1 protein-coding gene (only partly in view) is annotated in these 20948 nt (G+C 68.3%); it reads left to right on the top strand.

The genetic code is table 11. From position 1 onward, the window contains the following. Positions 1–4 precede the first annotated feature (4 nt). Positions 5–20948, top strand: partial view of a hypothetical protein gene (locus AB0H93_RS36475; protein WP_358579582.1) — the 5' portion only. 15539 nt of this gene lie beyond the right edge of the window; only the first 20944 of its 36483 coding nucleotides appear in the window; it begins with the start codon at positions 5–7; its stop codon lies beyond the right edge, outside the window.

Genomic DNA, 20948 nt, shown 5'->3' with positions numbered 1-20948 from the left:
AGCTGTGTCGCTGTACCTCGACCCGGAGGGAGCCAAGGTCTTCGCCGGGCTGACGGGCTCGGAATGGCCGCAGGCCGACGAGGACAAGCTCAAGGACCTCGACGGGGAGTACAAGGCCGCTGCCGAAGCCTTGCGGTCGCTGCAAACCCACCTGAACGACTACGTCGCCGCCATCAACTCGGGCTTCGCGGGCGACGCGGCCGAGGAGTTCGGCCAGTACGCCAGGCAGTACATCACCAGTGACGCGAGCGGCCTGAGCACCCTGGAGAAGGTGGCGGCGGCCGCCGATTCGTTCGGCGACTTCCTGTTCCAGACCTCTTCGCAGGTCAGGTACATGAAGGCGCAGGCCATCGGCCAGATGATCCTGATGGCGATCGAGATCGCCGGCGCGATCGCCATCGCGTGGGCTACCGGCGGGGCATCGCTGCTGAAGATCCCGATCATCCGCGCGATCACCAGCACGATCCTGAGGGTCCTGGTGCAGCTGATCGTCGCCACCATCATGTCGTTGGCGTTCGAGCTGGTCGCCGGGTGGCTGCTGGACCTCGCGATCCAGTCCGAGCTCATCAAGCAGGGCCTGCAGCACGGTTGGAACCAGGACCTGACCACCGGGGCGCTCAAGGGCGCCGCGGTTTCCGGCGCGATCGGCGGCGTGGCCTCGATGGCCGCCGGCGCGCTGGGCAAGGCCGCGGTCAAGCACCTGGGCAAGGGGCTCGGCAAGTTCAACCTCACCTCCGAGTTCGGCAAGAAGCTCATGAACGTCGGCGACCACGCCGCCGACAGCATCACCAAGCAGTTCGGGAAAGCGGCGAGCGACATCGAGGCCACCGCCTTGTCGAAGTCGCTGAAGGAAACGAGCACGTCGACGACGGACAGCCTGTCCAAATCGTTGACGGATTCGGGCGCGTCGACGGCGGACAACCTGTCGAAGTCGCTCACGAAGCTGGGCGACGACCTGGCGACGACGACGAAGAACTTCAGCACCCACTTCCTGACCGGGTTCGGAAACAGCGCGTCGCACGGAATCGGCAAGGGCTGGGTCCAGTCCATGACCGCCAGTGCCGGGTTCCGGTTCAAGGAGGCGGTCAACACCGCGTTCGAGAAGCACCTGACCGATGCTCTGGGCAAGCAGGGCGCCAAGGATGCGGCGAACGCCTTCGGCGAGGCGGTGACGAAGAACGCCGGCAAGACGGGCCAGGGCGGCTTCGAACTCGCCCTGGCCGAAGCCATGCGTCCCTATCGGAAGGAGCTGGGCGATGACGCGTTCAACGCGCTGACCAAGGGATACTCCGATTCGATCCACAGCGGATTGGGCCACGTCAAGGAAAGCGTGGCGTCCCACATGATCGGCTCGGTGGCGGGCTCGCCGATCTTCGGTCTCCAGGGCTTCCTGGGCGACGGCGCGGGCAGCGCCGTCAACGGCGAGGAATGGGACCCGAGCTGGGAGAGCTTCACCGGTGGCGCGGTCTCCGGCGCCGCCGAGATGCTCGGCGAAACGCTGGTCGCCGACAAGGTCAAGGAACATCTGCTCCAGAACAACCTGACCATCCCGCTGATGATGAAGAACTTCTTCGACTCCGGCGGCACCAGCCTCATCGCACCGGTCGACACCGGAGCCGGCGGCACGTCCGGAGCCGGAAGTGCGATCAGCACCGAGTCGAGCAACTTCGCGGACAACAGCTCGGTCTTCTCCGATACGTCCACTGTGGTCGACGAAGATCCGCTGGACGTCTTGGAAGGCGCCGCGGACATCGAGACCCAGCCCCTGCTCGCCACCGGCGACTACGGCGACTGGATGTCGGATGCCGGTTCGGACTACGGCGATTCCCACTTCGACGACGTGGACCTGATCGACCTGGATGCGGAACTCGATCCGGTGACCGGTGAGCCGCTGTCCGAGCGAGGCTCGAACGATGACCACCAGGTCGCGTTCGCGCACGGCGCCGTTACGTCGCCAAGCTCGATGACGACGAGCACGGGCCCGACGTCCACGTCGACCGGCACCGCGACGAACGCCCAGAACCCCGGTTCGCAGGGCGGTTCCTCGAACACCGGCTCCCAGAACACGAGCACGCGCCCGACCCAATCGAGCCCGAGCGCCCCAACCCCGCAGCAGACCGAGTCGGCCCCGAACACCCCGGCGTCGACCGAGTCGTCGACGAACCAGCCCGGTCGCACCACCGAGTCCACCCAGAACCTCGGCCAGGACACCGAAACGCCGACCGCGCAGCCGTTGGAGTCGTCGAGCACCAATCCGTTCCTGTCGCAGCAGCAGGCCGAGCCGTCCGTTGCCGCCCAGTTCCTGCCACCAGGAGATTCTCCGAACACCAACCCGCTCCTGCAGACGGAGTCGTCGAGCAACATTCCCTTCCTCCAGCAGGCGGAAACGCCCAGCGCGAATCCGTTCTCGCGGAACCCGGGGTCGCCGAGTACCAACCCCTTCTCGCAGCAGCAGGGAGATTCGCCGAATACCAACCCGTTCCTGCGGAACACCAACCCGTTCCTGCCGACCGATGCACCGACCACCAACCCGTTCCTGCACAACGCGGAGCCGCCGAGCACCAACCCCTTCTCGCAGCAGACGGACAACGGCCACCTCGACTCCGGCGAAGACCCCCAGTACCGCCGGGCGCCGCAGGAATCCGGGCAACTCGACGAGCTGCCGAAGGAGCAGGTCGTCGACCAGGACATCGACCTCCGGTACGGCAGCAACGCGAAGATGATCGACCGCGACGGCAAGTGGATCGCGCCGTACGAGAACTTGCTGAAGCCGTCGGACTGGGCGCACCTGCGGGATTCGGTGACCCACGTGACCGTGTTCCACACGGACCGCGACGTCCAGCACGACGGCAAGCCCGGCGGCAAGAAGACCTACACCCGGCACCCGCTGCCGAAGTACGGCCTTCCCCGGGACGAGAACGGGAACTTCCCCAAGGGCGCGGACGGCAAGGCCCGGCCGGACTGGCTGGACCAGGTCGCCGCTCGTCAGCTCGATCTCAAGCAGCGGCTGATCGGTCACCTCACCTCGCAGAAGGGCGTGGTGGGCAAGATCGCCTACGACGCGCGGCGGATCACGGTGACCGGCAAGAACGGTGCGCCGGACCGCTTCGTCATGGAGTTCGAGCACAAGATCTACCTCAAGGGCAACACCGGCCGGCAAGCCGGTGTGCGGGAGCAGACGACGAAGCTGCTGAACGAGCTCGTCAACGCCCGCGGCCACCGCTTGCCCACGGGCGAGCAGTTCTACCTGAAGGTGGAGTTCGTCGACGATCCCGCCAAGGCGCACAGCGAGGTCGACCTGCTCACGCAGGAGCAGGCCGACAAGCGCAAGCGGGGCACCGACCAGGCGACCTGGGTTCTGGAATCGGAGACGAAGGGCGACGTCCACTGGAAGTTCGTCCACGAGATCCTGCACTCGGTGGGTCTGGTGGACGAGTACCGGTACACGCACACCGACATCGCTCCTCCGGTGTTCAACGCCGATGCTGGCCTTTCCCGCGTCCAGCGCAACGTCGCCAACATCATGGGTGACTCGCCGACGACGAGGTCCGGCTTCCGGGTGCGGCACCTGTTCCAGATCGGCCTGCTGGCCGAGCAGCTCGGCGTCAACCACGCGCTGAGCGACCCCAGGACGCCCGACGGGCACGTCCTCACGTCGGAGGTCGAGGGCGTCGGCCACAGCTACGCCACCGAGGCGTTGGCGCACCTGCTGATCTCCGAGCTTCGATCGAGCGCAGTGGACGATCGGGCGTCGAACCCGTTCGGAAGCCGGCAATCCGGCGCCACCCCCGAGTCGTCGACGATCGGGCACGAGAACTGGGAAGCGTCGGTCGAACTCACCAAGCAGGTCGTCGAGTCGCTGGTCAGCGGCCTCCGCGACCGGGGCGGCGACCTGAACCTGGCCGGGGTGCGCGAACTGGTCGCCAAGCACCGGCAGCCCGACGCCGTCTGGACGGCCGCGCTGGGCTACCTCCATTCGCGGCCTGAGCTGAGCGGGCTGGTGCGGCAGGTCACCGACGTCACCACGACGACCTCGCCGGGCAAGGAGTTCCGGAAGCCGGACGCCCAGCCGAACTCCGAGCACCCGGTCGGCCTGCCCGAGCAGGCGCTGCGCTACCTGGACATCGACCACGACGCGGCGCCGACGCGGTCGCACGGCGAGATCTCCAGGCCGGCGAGGATGCTCGCGCCGACCCCGCTGCCATCCTGGGGACAGACCGCTATCGACCTGGAATCGGCCGCGCCGCCCCGCCGAGTCGCGGAGGACGACGAGTCGACGTCTGAGATCGACCTGACCGCCGAATCGCCGATGGACATCAAGCCGGGCGATGAGCTGTACAAGGCCATCAGGAAGATCGAGGAGCAGCCCGGCCTGCCGACCATCCGCGAGGAAGAGGCGCACGAGCTGGAGGCCCTCCAGCACGATTCGGAATCCGATGTCCCGGACTCCGCATCCACGTCCACCGACGAGGATCCGCCGAAGCGCCAGGGCAATGTGCCCCTCAAGCTGTACCTGGACGGGAAGTTCCCGGACACCTACCGGCTGCAGCAGATCAACGGAGTGGTCCCCGGTCCCCGGGAACAGCGCTCGGACGCGGACCCCAGGCCGGTGTCCCGCGAGAAGGCCGCGGAAGATTTCGCCGACCACGTCATCGGTTTGATCCCGCAGCTGCAGGGCGATTCCATGGCGGCGCCGCGGGGCAGGCTGAAGGAAGACCTGGCCGCCCTCACCCTCCACGCCGGCGAATTCGGGGCCCTGAAGCTGCTCGCGCAGGGCATGACCTTCGTACTCCCCACGGGCCGGACGACCCCCGACGGCAAGCCCGGCCACCGCCTGCTGGACCTGAACCTCGACGTGCGGCCCGAGTCCATCCTGGAGACCACCGGGAAGGGCAAGACCGAGCAGAAGAACGTCGTCGAGCAGTCGGAGCGGACGGAGTCGAGCAGGGAGACCGGCGTCAAGACGCAGGTCTCGGTCAGCATCGGCGCGGTCCCCGCCATGGTCTCGGGCTTCCTGAGCGTGGCGCCCCAGGTCACGTGGATCAACGAGACCTTCAAGAGGATCGGTCAACGGCTCAACCAGTCGTTCGTGAAGACCGTGAAGCTGTCCTCGGCGAACAAGGCGTTCGAGGCCGGGTTCGATCTGGCCTGGGCGTTCGACGGCCGCACCCCGGCTCCGGGCGACAAGGCGGACTTCGGGAAGGTCGACTTCCTCGCCCCGGCCGACGATCTCCGCGACGGCGAGGCAGCGGCGAAGATCAAGGCGGAGATCGAGGCGGCGCGGGGCGACCTCGACCCCGACGGTTCGGCGACCGCGCAGCCGGAGGGCCGGAAACCGGCCTACCTCACCCAGAAGGCGGCGAACCTCATCGCGGCGGTGGGGGACTCCCACCTCGGCCGCGGTTTCCAGCACAAGCTGATGGACGCGCTGCCGGAGTTCGTCAGGCAGAACAGCGCGCTGCTCAAGCTGATCAACACCACCGCCAATTCGTCGCTGATGAAGGACGGGTCGGTCGAAGCGCTCGTGCACGGACTGGAGGTCAAGCATGCGAGCGTCAGGGCAGATCAGCTGCCGCCCCGGTTCGCGATCAATCCCGACCTCCGGCCCGACTCCGTGGCGTGGCACGCGCGGAGCGAGTTGGTCGATTTCACGATCACCGGCAAGACCAGGGCCCAGATCGGGGTCGACCACCGGCTGTCGCTCGAGCGCATGGCCGAGTACGTCTTCGGCGACGCCGCCGAGGCCGGGCTCAGGTTCCGGTGGCTGCGCGATCTCGCCTCGCTCTTCGGCGGCAGCAGGGGCCCGGCGCAGCTGGGCCTCGACGGGCAGATCACCTTCGGCAAGTCCGGCAAGTTCACCGCCACCGACAAGAAACCGGCGGCGAGCAAGCAGAAGTCGTCGCACGCGGCCGATCTCGTCGAGATCCGGCTCGAACTGAAGAACCACACCAGCCTCGCGACGCACGAGCACGGCGACAAGTCCGACGCGAAGAAGCTCCTCGGAGCCGAGCTGAAGTCCGTCGGCGAGGAGCCGGGCGCGTCCTACGTCTACGTCACCGAGGAGAACCTCCCGGCCCTGGTGGCCGAGCTCGACAAGATCCTCGGTCGCGGCACCGAACCGGTCCCGGAGCAGGCGCCGCCGAAGCCGTCGCGGGAACGCGCGGACCAGCTGCGCACCGTCCTGGACAACGGCGGGCTGGTCTCCGACCTGACCCACATCAAGGGCGTGGAGGACATCCACGACAAGGTCCGGCAGACGATCCTCACCGCGCTGGAGCAGGGCGCCAGGAAGCTGACGGCGGTCGAGGTGCAGGCGATCGACCTGCAGCTCAGCGAGCTCTCCCCGAGCCGGCTCGTCGAGGAGTTCGGCGACTACGCCCACGGCACCGATCGTTCGCAGTCGCGCCCCCACCAGGTGACGATCGACGCCGGCGACCGGAAGTTCGTGGTCGACGTCGGCGCCCTGCTCGGCGACGTGGTCTCCGAGCAGAAGGTCGGCGAGGCGGTCATCACCGGCACCCGCTCGGCCGGGGCAAGCCAGCGCGTCCGCATGAAGCACGGCTTCGGCTGGGCCGCGGCCCTGAACCTGCTCGGCCGGGTGCGGATGGGCCAAGACGGATTCGCGAAGAACATCTACCTGGGCGCCGCGATCGGCGGGAAGTACCGGCAGGAGACCAGCGCGCACAGCGGCAACCTGCGGGCCGCCGGTCACGAGGACAAGGTCAACCAGACCGGCAAGGCCCTCCGCATCGAGCGGGCGGTCAGGTTCACCGCCGACATCCGCGAGGAGAAGCACCGGGACTGGGGCGAGCGCTGGTCCAAGTACCACGCGAAGCGACCGAGCAGCCTGGCCGAGCTGTTCCGGCCGGTGAAGCCCGGCGACCTCGGCAAGGTGACCGCCGCCGGCGCCGCCGGCTACCTGGTGCCCGAGAACCTGGTCGAGCTTTCCGGGAAGCTCGACCCCGGTGCGCGCGAGCCGCTGCTGCAGGAAGCACTGCGCGACCTGCAGAGCCGTGAAGGACTGCTCGACGAGCAGAATCCCGAGCACCGGCTGGGCAAGCAGATCCCGCCGGGTGCCGGGCTCGTCTACTACATGCGCGACACCCTGGCGATCTTCAACGGCGAGTACGTCAAGCTGCACGAGGAGTCCAACGAGAAGAAGACGGCGAACCCGTTCGACGTCCTTTCGAAGGACGTGGCCCAGCTCTCGCGCAAGGAGTACGAAACCCTGGTCCAGGGGATGTTCCTGGGACCGCAGCGGATCAGCGACGGGCCGCAGGGCACGCCGATCAAGCGCGAGGGCATCTTCAGCTCTGACCTGCAGGCCCACATCGTCGAGCACGTCGGGACCATCCCGAAGGGATCCTGGAAGCCGGCCACCACCGGCCAGATCGCCGTGCACCACGGCAAGAGCAGCGGCATGTCCCTCGGCGGCACCTTGATGGCCCAGCTCGGCATCGCCGAGCTCAGCTTCGAGCACAGCTACCAGGCCGAGGGCACCGAGCGCGACACCGCGGCCGCCGTCAACAAGCTGACCGCGGCGGCGCTGAAGGGCGATATCCACCTCTACGTGGTGGACGTGCTGATGAACAACCGCCTCGACGACTCGCTGCACATGTTCGGCAAGCCCAACACCGAGCTGGCCGACCTGCGCCGGGGCGTGCGGCAAGGACTGCTGCCCCGCTGGGCGATCATGGCGGTTCCGGAGGATTTCCGGCAGGCGCACGGGCTGCCGCTGCCCGAGGACTTCGAGACGACGCCGCTCACCTTCAAGGACCCGGCCCCCGAGCCGGCCTTCAACGACCTCGGTGACGGGCTGGGCAAGGACGTCAAGGCCATCAGGTTCACCCCCAAGGGCGGCGTGGACCTGCACCCTGATCGGGAGGCGGTCGATCTCTCCGACCTGGACGGGATCGAGCTGTCCGATCAGGAGAAGGCCGGTCTCTCCGAAGCGGAGCAGGATGCCGCCCTCGCGAAGAAGAAGGCCGACGCCCGCTACGAGAAGCAGGCGGACGCCCTCCTGCAGCGCGAGGCCGAATCGCTGACCCCCTCGGGCGACGAAAAGGTCCACGCCGGTGCTCGGGGCATCGATCCGCTGCTGCAGCGCAAGGGCGATGACCTGGCCGACTGGGCCTACCGGGTGGTCGCGAAGGCGAATCCGGACCTCGTGCTGGGCTGGGACCCGGAGTCGGGCACTCCGCCGCCGGCGACGAGCGCGGTCCAGAAGCTCGATGCGCTGCGCGACCTGGGGACGGTTCGGCAGATCCTCGACGGCGGCTGGTCCGTGACCATCCCGGACGGCAGGACCCACTACGTCCTGAAGCTCAACGCCAAGCCGGTCGGCGATCCCGTCCAGGTGGTCCACGCGACACCGCCGGTGGGCGGGTCTTCGGAGATCTCCGGCAACACCACCACCGGCGAAAAGCAGATGAACCGGTCGTTGAAGACGACCGCGACCGCGTTCGTCGGCCCGCCGGCCCCGTTCGGCACCCAGGGGACCATGCGTCCGGGCGCGACGTTCGGCGTGGACAAGACCGAGGGCACCGAGGTCTCCGTCGCGGAGCAGATCACCGAGCAGCGGCGCTCGCGCCCCGGCGAGGCGGCGCAGTTCCTCCAGGACGTCGAGCTGACCGCCGAGATCTACGAGGTCAAGCTCCCGATGACCTTGGCGGCCGTGGCCGTCAAGGCGACGCCCACTTCGCAGGAGGTCGACTTCGCCGCGGAGCCGAAGTCGTCGCCGGCGAAGGCCAAGGCCCGGGCCGGGGCCATCGCGGAGCAGATCAAGACCATCCTGGACGATGCCGCCGGATCCGCCGCGCAGAAGGTCAAGGCCGACGTCGTCGTCGAGAAGATCGCGTCCGTCCTGGCCAAGGCGGGCGGCAGTGCGAAGTCCCTGGTGGACCACGCGAAGTCCATCGTGGACACCTTCTCGTCGCCGGCGAAGCAGGCCGACGTGCTCGACGAGGCGGTCAAGGCCGTCCTGGACAAGCTCGTCGTGCCGGTGTCCGCTGCTCCGAAGGCGGGTTCTGAGGACGGCCGGCCCGCCCCGGAGAAGATCAAGCTCGCACTCGGCGACGCCCCGCCCACCTTCCGCGGGCAGGCCGTCCTCGAACTGCCGGACGCCCTGGTGGGCAGCCACTCCGCGGGGAAGAACCCGACGAAGCAGGGCCTGCTGGTGGACATCGTCGACGAGGGCCAGCTGCTGCGGGAACTGCCCCCGGATGTGCTCCGCGCGGGGTCGTTCGAGCTGGCCAAGATCCTGCCCGGCGACGTGGTCGACAAGCTCGTGGACGTCATCGTCGAGACGTCCGTCCACGCCGACGGGCAGGATGTCAATTCCGGGCTGCAGGATTCCGGCACTGCGCTGCGGGATTGGCTCGCCAAGGGCACGCCCGACCACCGGAACCTGGAGGCATTGCTGTCGCCGGCGATGGTGGCGCGCCCCAAGGAGAGGCCGGACGACCCCACGGCCGAGCCCTTCCTGACCGACAACGGCTACCGCTTCGAGTTCACCGTGCCCGGCCCGCTCGACCAGGAAATCTCGGTGCGGACGAAGATTCGGCTGTTCGCCCCGGAGTTCCTGCTGGCCTGGGACGTGCCGGCCTGGCAGCAGAAGCACGTCGAGGAGACCACCGAAGACGTCACGAACAGCTCGGACACCGGGTACCAGACGGCCGCCGCGGCGCCGGTCGCGTCGCAGCCCATCATGGCCACGGTCGGCGGCGGTACGACCTCGCGGAACACCGAGCTGGGCGGCACGCAGCACATCACCAAGGTCGAGGGCAACGAGCGCAGCAAGGATCTGGCGGACACGCGCCGCAACCGCTACACCTCGCACGTCGAATTCGACTTCGAGGTCACGATCAAGCAGAACCTCAACGACACCAAGGCGTACCGCGCCGGGGTGCAGTACTACAACGCGGCCCAGTTCGACCTCCACCCGAAGAAGGCCGAGGCGATCGACCCGCAGGCCGGGAGCCGCAGGACCAAGGCCGAGCTGGAGGCGGAGGAGGCCGGGCTCCAGGCCGAGCTGGACCTGCTGGGCTCGATCGACATCTCGTCCACGACGGAGAAGACGACCGAGGAATCCCCGCAGTCGGAAGCCGCGGCGCATTGGCAGCAGACAATCGAGCAGTTCGAGAACCTGCTGCGGGAACAGCACGGGAAGACGCACCCGCAGGTCGTCGCGGACCTCGCCGAGCTCCTGAGCCCAGCCTCCCGGCCGTTGAGCGAATCGCAGCAGCAGCGCTTCGCCGACCTCACCGACCAGCTCCGGCAGCCCGCGGCCGAGAACGAATCCCGGGGCTTGAGCCCCGAGCTGGTCGACCTCGCCGACCGCGTCCGGAACCACCTGACCAGCGAGCCGCCACAGCAGCAGTCCGAGCCAGGCTCTTCCGATGTCATCCAGCAGTTCACAGAGCTACTGCTGAGCCTGGACTTCGGTGATCGATCGGTCGAGGTTCAGCACGTCATCCATGCGCTCTCCGCGCCGGAGACCCGGGAGAGCGCGGCGGAACGGCAACGCCGTGCGCAGCGTTTCGAGCGACTCGGCCACCAGCTCTACCTGCCGACGAATGCGCCCGTGCCGAGGCAGACCGGCGACGCGCAGGTGCCGCGCGAGCTGAGCCACTACCAGGAAAAGTTGCGCGGCTACACGCCGATCAGGGTGCCGGGCGACGGCAATTGCCTCTTCGAGGCGATCAGGGTCAGCAGCGACGGCCGCATCAGCATGTCGGTTCCGGAAATGCGCGGGCTCGTCGCCGAGCGCCTTCGCGAGACCTGGTCCCAGGGAGTCGCGGACTACACCGGGCTCTCCCTGGATGAGGCGGTCAGGTCGGTCCTCGCGGACGGGTACTACGGCCCCGGGCTCGGCGATCTCATCCCGCAGTTGGTGTCCGAAACCCAGAACCTGAACATCTGGGTGGTCGACCCCGAGCGGAACGCGATTCATTCGGTTCAAGGCGTCACCACTCCAGACTCGGGGTCCATCGTCCTGGTGCGCACCGGGAACGAGGGCTCTGCGCACTACTACGGGACGTTGACCGAACCGGACACCCGCGCACAGCTGCGCTCGGACTCGGACGACCAACTGCTCGGGCTCCTCGACGAGGTCAAGAACCAGCTGGTGAACGGGTCGGAGTCGGCGACCACGTCGCAGCCGAGTTCTTCGCGGCCGGACGAGGAGACTCGGGGGCAGGAACTCGACGAGTTCGCGAGCCTTCTTCGGACGGAGCACCAGGAGTCGCACCCTGAGGCCGTCGAGAACATCCTCGCGCTGCTGGATTCGGCCGGGCGTCCGGCCAGTGCGGAAGAACTGGGGCGCTTCGGCGAGCTCGTCGAGCAGCTCAACCGGCCGCCGCAGACCGAAACCGCCCGTGGCCCGCAGGACCTGAGCCCGGAGCTGACGCAACTCGTCGAGCAGGTCGGCGATCACCTGCGGGACGAGTCCGCGCAGGAGGACCAGGCGTCCGGGGACGACCTGAGCGGGACGAAGTCGAACGAGTCGGGCTCGAACGAGCCGAGTTCGGAAGAGTCCAGTTTGGACGATACCGGCTCGCACCAGACCGGCTCGGGCGTTGCGAACACGAACGAGACGGGTTCGGGTGTCGTCGACCTGAACGATGGCGGGGCCTATCCGATCGGACTGGTGACCGACGACGGGGCCACCCACCCGATGGAGCAGCTGCTCAAGGTCGGCGACCTCGTCGTCGGCAGCCAGCAGCCCCACTCGGCGGACGGCGACGGGCTCTCGGCGCGGGATCTGCTCATCAAGACCGTCCTCGACTCGGTCACCGGGCACGAGCTCGGCGTGCACGAGGCGAACAACGAGCTCGGCCAGGCGTTGAGCCGATCCGACCGCACCAACCTGGAGGTGTACCTGCGCCGGCAGGCCGGCGCCTTCGGCGAGAACGGCCTGCTCCGGATGCTCCGCGCCGGCCTCCCGGTGCGGCTCGGCGTGAACCGCCACATCATGTTGCAGCTGACGCGAACCGGCCCGGTGACCCGGCCGGCGGCCGCGGGCGGCGACGCGGCAGGTGGCCCGAAGCAGGGTTCCCAGTTCGAAAGCGGGCCGGGCAGCGGCAGCACCGCAACGGTGTCGCACAAATCGAAGATCAACCTGCTCGCCGGCTGGATCGGGACGGTCGCGGACAAGTCCGGCCTGGTCTACGTGCTCCCGTTCCTGGAACAGGGCCGGGACTCGTCCATCAACACCGGCAGGGCCACCTCGTCGAGCACGTTGTACAAGACCGAGTTCGTGCGCACGGTCGCCGACCAGTTCGAGGTCGGCTTCGAGATGCACGCCAGCATCACGGAGAACGGCGTGAAGCTGGCCGAGATGACCCAGCAGCTGCCGGAGAAGTTCACCCTCGGCTACCCGAAGGAGGCCCTGGGCACCAAGGTCGCGGGCGGCGAATACCACCGACTGGCACCGGGACGCCGGCCGGTGCGGATGCCGGCATCGACGCAGAACGACATCGAGCACGTCATCACCTGGGTCGGGACCGCGAAGACCCAGGAAGCGGTGCTGCAGGAGCTGTCGAAGTACGACGGTCTCGACCTGATGACCGAGAACTTCATGCGGACCCTCTCGCCGGACGGCCGGTCGGACGGCTACGTCCGGGGCGTGACCAAGAAGACCACGGTGACCTGGGACCAGGCGGTTCCGCGGGACAAGTCCGCACCGGTGTCGGAGAAGCTGCCGGACGCGGTCGACAAGGGGGCCCGGTGGATCCGCAACCACACCGCCACGGCCGCCCACAACTACGCGGCGACGTTCACCTCCGACCCGAGGATGACGGGCTTCGGGCCGTTGATGGAGGTCGACGTGACCGGCGGGACCACCCGCCGCCGCGGCGAGATCAGGATCAGCGCGAGCAACTCCACGTCCGCCTCCGCGATCGGTCTCGACGTGCGCTACCTGCACACCGTGGCCAACTTCGACGGGTTGGACGTCCAGACCGGTGGCCAGGCGTCCCTGAAGATCGGGGCCGGCCACGGCACGTCGTTGTTCGGGAAGTTCAAGAACTTCCTGAAGCAGAAGGACCACGCCCCGGCGAGGCACGTCCTGTACCGGGTGGATTTCGCGGAGCACTTCGACCTGACGATCAGCCGGGACGGCAAGGCGCTGGGCGAGAAGGTGGCCGGGGCCGGAGAAACCGCGGCCTTCGTGCTGATTCCGAAGGAGAAGGTCGCGGCGTTCGAGGAGAAGATGCTGGCCGCGCTGGCCACCCTGCCGCACGAGACGTCGCTGCCCGCTACCGGTGCCGAGCTGACCGAGCAGCAGAAGGCGGGGCTTCTCAAGCAAGACCAGGCCGAACTGGCCAACGAGGTCCAGGACTACGCCGCGGTCGCCAAGAACAGCACGCTGAGCGACCTCACCCGCTTCGACGGCGCCGAGGGCATCGGCGAGGAAGTCCGGGCCATCGCCGCCGGCCTGATCCTGCAGGACTACCGCGACGGGAAGCTGACCCCGCAGCGGCGCGACGAGCTGCTGGACCAACTGGACGACGCCGTCACGGACTTCGACCCGGTGAAGCTGGTCGACAACCTGAACAAGATCGGCACCACCTCGGTCGCCACCGAGGTCCGCTTCCGGGGCCGCACCTACGAGGTGTACCTGTCCGATCAGTCGGTCGACTCGGCGGTCGGGACCTTCCTGGAACAGCTCGGCAGGGAGCCCGACCTCGCGTTCGACGAAGACGCGGCGCACGTCGCGGATCCGACGTCCGACGACGCGGTGAAGGATCTCCGCGAGAAGCGCGGCAAGCGGCCGCGCGTCAAGCTCACCGACGAGGAAGCCGCGGACATCCGGCAACAGCTGGAGAAGAACTTCCAGATCCGCGCGGAGAACGGCCGCAACATCTTCGACGCCGTCGACGTCCTGGTCGAGATCGGCGGGGCGAAGCTCCGCGCGAACAGCCGGTATTCCGCGGCGGAGGCGTTGAGCGAGCTCGACTACCGCGTTTCCAAGCAGATCATCGAGCTCTCCGACGTCGACCGCGCCAGGATCCGCCAGGAGCTGGCGGCGGCCCGGGACGGCGCGGCGAAGCCGGAGAACAAGTTCGCGATCCGCCGCTACCGGATCGACACCGAGGTGGAGGTCGGCGGCCGAAAGTTGCCGGTGCGCAGTGACAAGCCGGTGGACGAGGCGCTCCAGGACTTCGAGAAGAGGCTGGCCAAGGGCGTCCGGCTCACCGCGGCGGAGCGGCAGAAGATCCTCTCGCAGCTGCAGGAGGACGAGCAGCGCCGAAAGGCGGGCAAGAAGCACGCCTACACGGTCGAGTTCAGCCTCGGCGACTACCGGTTCGACGTGGCGGTCACCGGCACGCCGAAGGGCGTGCGGACCGCCAAGCACCTCGACCACGCCGAGCTCTCCGGCAACCGGGGTACGGAGATCGCCCTGGGCAACAAGCTCAAGGACACGATCTACGGCAGCCTCTCGCTGAAGATCCGGAACCGGTTCAAAACCTTCACGGAAGGCCCGCTCAAGGCCACGTGGTTCAACGGCAACGTCGCCGCACAGCTCTCCGCCTCGCGGACCACGACCTCCGGTTCGAGCACCACCGCCACCGACGAGGTCAAGGTCAGCTACAAGGGCCCGGCGATCGAGATCCGGCGGGAATTCGACTTCGACGTCGCGGTGCAGGTGACTCGCGGAGGAAAGCCGCACGAGCTGCGCAACCACACCGTCCACGCCCTGGCGGACTACCGGGTGCCGGACTTCATGGGGAAGAACGCGGCGGAGTTCCGGCCCGGTCCCACCGTGCTCGTGCCCGAAGGCACCGGCATCGAGTCCTTCGCCCCGGACCTCGGCTCGGCGGTGCCGGTCGAGAACATGGTGGTCCTGACCCACGGCGGGGATGCGAACTTCGAGCGGGTCAGCAACAACTCGCCCGCCATGCAGCGGGACGCGGCCGAGAAGACCAAGGCGTGGTGGACGCCGTACCTGCTCAAGCTCCCGTGGACCAGCCGGCCGAAGTTCCACGTCGCGCCCGATCCGGACCTGGTCGGCAACGCGTCGATGGCGAGCCACCTCCGCCCCCAGGTGATCGCCATGGGCACCCGGCGAGGCCACCTGCAGGACCGCGTGCACCAGGAGAACCTGCGCACCACGTTCCACCGGCCGAGGATCGTCGACTACGTCGATCCCCGGAACCTCTCGATCTCCGCCATCTCGAAGCTGGGCCGGAGCGTGTCCTACGGCGAGTCGACGGACCTCGACCGCGGCGGCAGCCTGCAGATCGGCGCGCTGGGGCTCGACGTGGAGGGGGCGCTGAGCTGGCAGTCCAGCGGCGGTTCGAGCGAGGCCATCGCGGGGAGCAGCAAGGTCACCTTCCAGACCGGCAAGGACGTCAAGTACGTGCTGGTCAAGCTCGACAAGCTGGACCAGCACCAGGCCGAGGCCCAGCAGTACCGCTGGGGCAGGCCGTCGCACTGGAAGGCCTTCAACCCCTACAAGATCGGCGGCGGCGCGGAGACCCGGCGCTACCTGGAGCGCGACGGGGCCCTCGCGGTGATGACCGAGGAGGCGGCCAACGCGCTGATCGAGAAGGCCGAGGCGGCGGTCACGACGAAACGTCCGGTGCCCGCGCTGGACGACGTCGGCAACTCCGTGGACGCCAGCGTCGGCCTGTTCGAGATGTCGGCCGGTGATGTGCCGCTTTCCCAGTGGGCGCTGGACATCTTCGCCGAGCACCGCAAGAAGCTGGTGCCGGACGCGTGGCAGGAGGGCAAGCACTGGGTCGCGCTGAACTCGAACACGGTGCAGCAGCTGTCGGCCCTCGACATGCGCGCGACGCAGCTCGAGATCCTCAAGGGCGGGGTGTCGATCTTCCAGGAGTACAAGGACTGGAAGGGGCACACGCACTACGTCGAGCTGCGCTTCGAGGCGAAGCTCCCCGACGGCTGGGACAAGAACGCCACGGTCACGGAGCTGAAGGACGGGCGCAGCTTCTTCGAGCACCAGGCCGTCTACGGCAACGAGTCCCAGTACGCATCGGGCAAGAGCCTCGGCGCCGGGGTCCTCTTCAACCCGCTGATCACCACGAACCACACCGCGGCCAGTCCGACCGGCCCGGCGGCCTCGCTGTCGATCGGCTTCCCGAACCAGTCGGTCGAGGTGGCGACCGGCGACTCCTACCAGCACGGCGACCGGAGCGAGAACCGGGGACAGAACGTCCGCGTCGGCGTCGACCTGGTCTTCGAGGCGAAGCTGTTCTCCTACACCGAACACGCGGCGCTGCTCAACACCGTGACCAACGCCGGCATTTCGAGCACCTACCGCAACCCCGAGCACCGGTCCATCCCGCTGGGCGAGAACGCCACCAAGACGGGCTTCGCCACGCTCCAGATGCCCAAGCCCCTGCTGGACATAGAGTCGAGCACCACCGAGCCGCTGCTCACCGGTCGCCGGCTCGACGGCGAGCGGGACGTCACCGGCCAGCTGCACAAGGCGAAGACGGCGCTGGTGACCAACCAGCGGCTCGGCGACGTGCTCGAGTTCGTGGAGAAGGTGATCTCGCGCGCGCCGAAGTCCGGCCTGGGCTACGACAGCCAGGCGAAGCGGGCCTTCGGACCCGCCAGCCCGCGCCGGATGCAGCTGCGGAACTGGCTGTCCTACCAGCTGATGAGCACGAACGCGAAGGCGTTGCTCAACGATGGCCGCGACCTGGGGGGAGCCCTCGACGGCATCCGCAAGGCGGGGAAGGCGCTCGGCGGCATCGGGAATGTCGAGACTGCCCTGCGGGACATCCGGTCGGCCGACACGACCAAGCAGGCCGTCCAGGACGTCGAGGCGGCCGTGCAGGGCGTCCGCGACGGAATGCTGGGGCTGGGAGACGGCCGGAGCCTCGCGCAGGTCATCGAGTACGCGCTCACGGCCGAGCAGAGCATCAAGGACGCCGAGAACGCGCTGCGGAACTACCGGGGAGCCAAGAGCCTGACGGCGGGCATCCGGGGCGCCGTGCAGGCACTGCGGGGCATGCGGGATGCAGAGACTCCGCTGCAGAACATCCAGGATGCCGCAGCCGTTGTGCAGAGCATCCACAACGCGGCGGAGGGGCTGCGGAACGTCCAGGACGTCGAGGGGCGGGACGAATTCGCGCAGGCCGTCCAGGGCGTCGAGGCGGCCGTGCAGAACATCCGCGAGGCAGCAGCGCGGCTGGGACGCGATGGGGGCGCCGAGGCTTTCGCGCAGGCCGTCCAGGACGCTGGAACGGCCCTGCAGCACGTCCTGGACACCGGGTGGGGCATCCAGGACATCCAGGATGCCGAATCTCACGCGCAGGTCGAGAAGGCGCTGCAGGACATCCAGAACGCCGAGGCGCCCCTGCGCGACATCCAGAACACCGTTGACAGGGCACGACAGGCCATCCGGGACGCCGAGCAGGCGTTGAAGGACATCAAGAGCGCCGAGAACGCGCTGCGCACCAGCCGCGAGGTCAAGGGCCTGACGAGGGGCATCCGGAACGCCGGGGACGCCCTGGCGGGCATCGCGAACCTCGAAGAGACCGTGGGGGGCCACCTGCGGGCCACGGAGATCGTCGGCAAGGTCCGCGGCGTCCAAGCGGTCGTTCGAGGATTGCTGGACGGCGAGCGGACGAACGTCCGGGACGTGACGACGCTCGAGTTCGAGATCGACGAGGCCAAGGCCCAGCTGAAGCTCGCCGGCGGCTTGGCGGCGGCCATGGGGCGTGGTCACCGGCACCGGATGCGGCTCGGGGAGAAGACCTTCGCCACCGACGTCGACACCCAGGTGAACCAGCGGGTCTTCAACCCCAGGTACAAGGGCGTCGAGATCCGGACGGCCCGCAACGAGCGGTTCCACGGTCAGATCACGTCGCAGGCCGAGTCCGACGTGAAGTCCCGGCTCGCCTGGCAGACCCCGGGCGCGGGCGCGGCGACCGCGCCGGATCCCGCCTTCTTCTACGCGGATGCGTCGCTGGCCGGGAAGGAGGGGGCCAGCACGGACGAGACGAACGCGAACGAGCTGCAGGGCCGCACCGAGTTCGGTCCGCAGGACCGCCTGGTGTTCGACCTGGACGTCGAGTACACCGTCACCGCCAAGTCGAAGCTGCGCGCCCACGACCCGCGGGCGTTCCAGGACTCCGCCTACCGGCAGGGCGGCATGACGGTGACGATCACCAGGCAGGAAGCCGAAGACCTGGGCTGGTGGAAGCCCGGGGACGTGCCGGTGCACGACGACGAAGTGCACGACCTCGACCTGCTGCGCCCGATGCTGTCGGTGCCCGATCGCCGCATCGCGCTCGCCGAGTACGGGCTGGTGCTGGCGGACCTCGAAGTCTTCCGCGAGCAGGGCTTCCAGCAGCTGCGCCACGAGGAACTGGTCGCGTTCCAGGACTACCTGACCGAGCACCACCTCTCCGCGCGCGGCGCGCGGCGGTTCGGCGGCCTCGGGCAGCTGGGGCAGGACGGGCTGGGCTTCCGGCAGAAGCTCGCCATCCTGAAGAACCCGGAGCGCTACGGGATGCGTGCGCTCGTCGCGAGCTGGCAGCTGGGCCTGACCCCGGGGAGCCACTCGGTGCCGGACCTGCTGGACGGCATCCATGAGCTCACCGGCGAGGCGGAACACCTGCCCCGCAACACGCCACAGGGGACGGATGGCCAGAACCGCCCGCAGCACACCCGGACAGACACTTTGCGGTTCACGGCGATCTTCGAACTGGAGTCGCCGGCTTTCCAACCGATGCGAAACGTCAAGCCTTCCGAAGAAGAGGAGAGCTTGAAGCGCTGGAAGGAGTTCGCGAAATCCAAGAACGGGCTGCTGGGTGGTGCGCCTGGCCGCGTGGACTCGCAGAATTCCAGCCTCCACTTGGACGGTGATCGGGCCGAGACCTCCCTCGCTGGTGCCACCCGGGAGCAGCGCACCGAGTCGCAGCGGGACACCAAGCGGCCGCCGGAGTGGCGTTTCGCCGATGTGCGTGGGCAGGTAGCCCTTCGGCTGGGGCGCACTGAGGCCGAGCTGGAGCCCTACACCCAGGGCTTGGACGTCCAGGCAGCGGTGAACGAGCTGGTGAAGTCCGGCGTCCACCCGGAGACCGCGTGGGCAGACCAGATCCGGGCCCGGATTTCCGCAGAACTCGCCGGCCTCGATACCGCCACGCAGCAGCCGGATCTGCACCAGCACGACGAGAAAACCCTCGATGCCGTCCAGGAATTGCTCGAAGAACCTGGGTTGCAGCAGGTTCCGCGATTGAGCCGGTCCGAACTGGACTCGTTCGTGACCTACCTGAAGAGCCACCATCTGACGGTGGACGGGGTGCGGGCCGCGGAGAGCTACGGCCGCTTCGGTCATCTGGCGAACAGCGACCTGAGCTCGTGGCAAGCGGTCAAGTTCCTCGGGCACTCCCGTGGGAACCGGCTGCGGTCGCTGGTCGCGAGCTGGTGGCTCGGCGTCGAGCCTGGCCGGTTCCGATCCACCAGCCTCGATCTCATGGTGCGCTTCGCCAGGAACCCCGAGCTGGACCGGGCGGGGCGCGAGCGGCTGGTGAACGAGATGGCCGATGTGCTCCGCGCCAACCCGAACGCGCATTACCTCCTGCCGCTGGCGACCAAGCGGGGCATGTGGCCGACCGAGCTGCTCGACTTCACGCGGGGGCTCGAGGTGAGCCCGCACACCTTCGACGGCTACCCGAAGCTGCGGGTGTCCTGGCTCAGCAAGGTGACGGGGGTCGCCAAGCCCGGCGAGCTCGCCGCGCGCACCGTCCGGGAATGGCTGGATCTGACCGGCTTCCGGCCGACTGACCTGCGCTTGTTGAGCCACTTGCCGATGGTCGGGCCCGGTGAGTTGGCGAGTTTCCAGGCGTACTACCAGACCAACCCCAGGCCAACGGGTGGGGCGTCTCGGGCCGCGCGCGACTGGTGGCAGCAGCTGGCCGATGACGGCTCGCGGCAACGGAATTGGGCGGACCAGACCTTCCCGCAGCTGGCCGGGGACACGCGACTCCTCCATGACCGCAACGTCGCTCGCCTGCGACGGCTTGTCGACTCCGGGCTGGATGCCGGATTGCTCGGGCAGTTGACCGGTGCCATCGGCCGGGTGCCCGACGAGCTTCCGTTGGTGGCGAAGCGGGGTGGGTGGGATCCCGCGGCGCTGCTGCGGGCGGCCGCGGAACTCCGTGTCGAGCCGCTTCACCTGGCCGCCTACCTGACCGTCGAAGCGCTGGACCCCGGCTTGGGGCTGGAGAACCGGTCCCAATGGCTCGACCAGGTGCGCAACTGGATGGCCGAAGGCGGATTGACCAGCCCGGCGGCATGGGAGGCGTACGCGGACCGGGCCCGCATCACCAGCCCCCGATCGCAACAGGATGCGGTCTTCCAGGCCCCGGTCCCCGCGTATGCCGCGAACAACCCGCCGTACGAGGAACCGACCGATGCGCCGCCGGCCTATAGTCCGCCGGACGAGACCAAGGCTGAGGACGAGGAATCGGACCACAGCCAGGCCGACGACACATCGGAGCAGAGTGAAGACGACCACCAGCAGCTGACCGATGAAGAGGACGGGAGCGTCTCGTCCGGTCGACAGGAGAGCGATCAACGTTCGTCGTCCGATGAGGACGATCAGAACAGCTTGCCAAGCAATGAAAATCAGGGGGCGAATGCTCCGCAGAACACTGGGACCGCCGAGCAGTACGAGGACATCGAGGACTCCGAAAATCCCGAGCAGCCCGTGGGGCAGGCCCCGCATTACGACGTGCCCGAGCCGCCGCGTGGTTTCGTGGAGGTCCAGGAGCAGGTTTCGCGGCGGCTCGGGTTGCCCGTCGACGTACTGGTGAAACTGGCCGCAGATCCGGAAGGAACCGCGTCCGGCAAGGTGGCCGACCTCCTCCGGGTGGCGAAGAGCCTGGGGAGGGATATCGACCCCGTCGAGGTGTGGGCCAAGCAACTGCGTCTCGCCCACGAGGAGTTGTCCGGTGAGCTGGTCAAGC

This window comes from Saccharopolyspora sp. NPDC050642 (genome assembly GCF_040654735.1).
GTDB lineage: Bacteria > Actinomycetota > Actinomycetes > Mycobacteriales > Pseudonocardiaceae > Saccharopolyspora > Saccharopolyspora elongata.
Note: the sequence above shows the minus strand (reverse complement) of the source record. Positions and strands in the feature narration are given on the sequence as shown.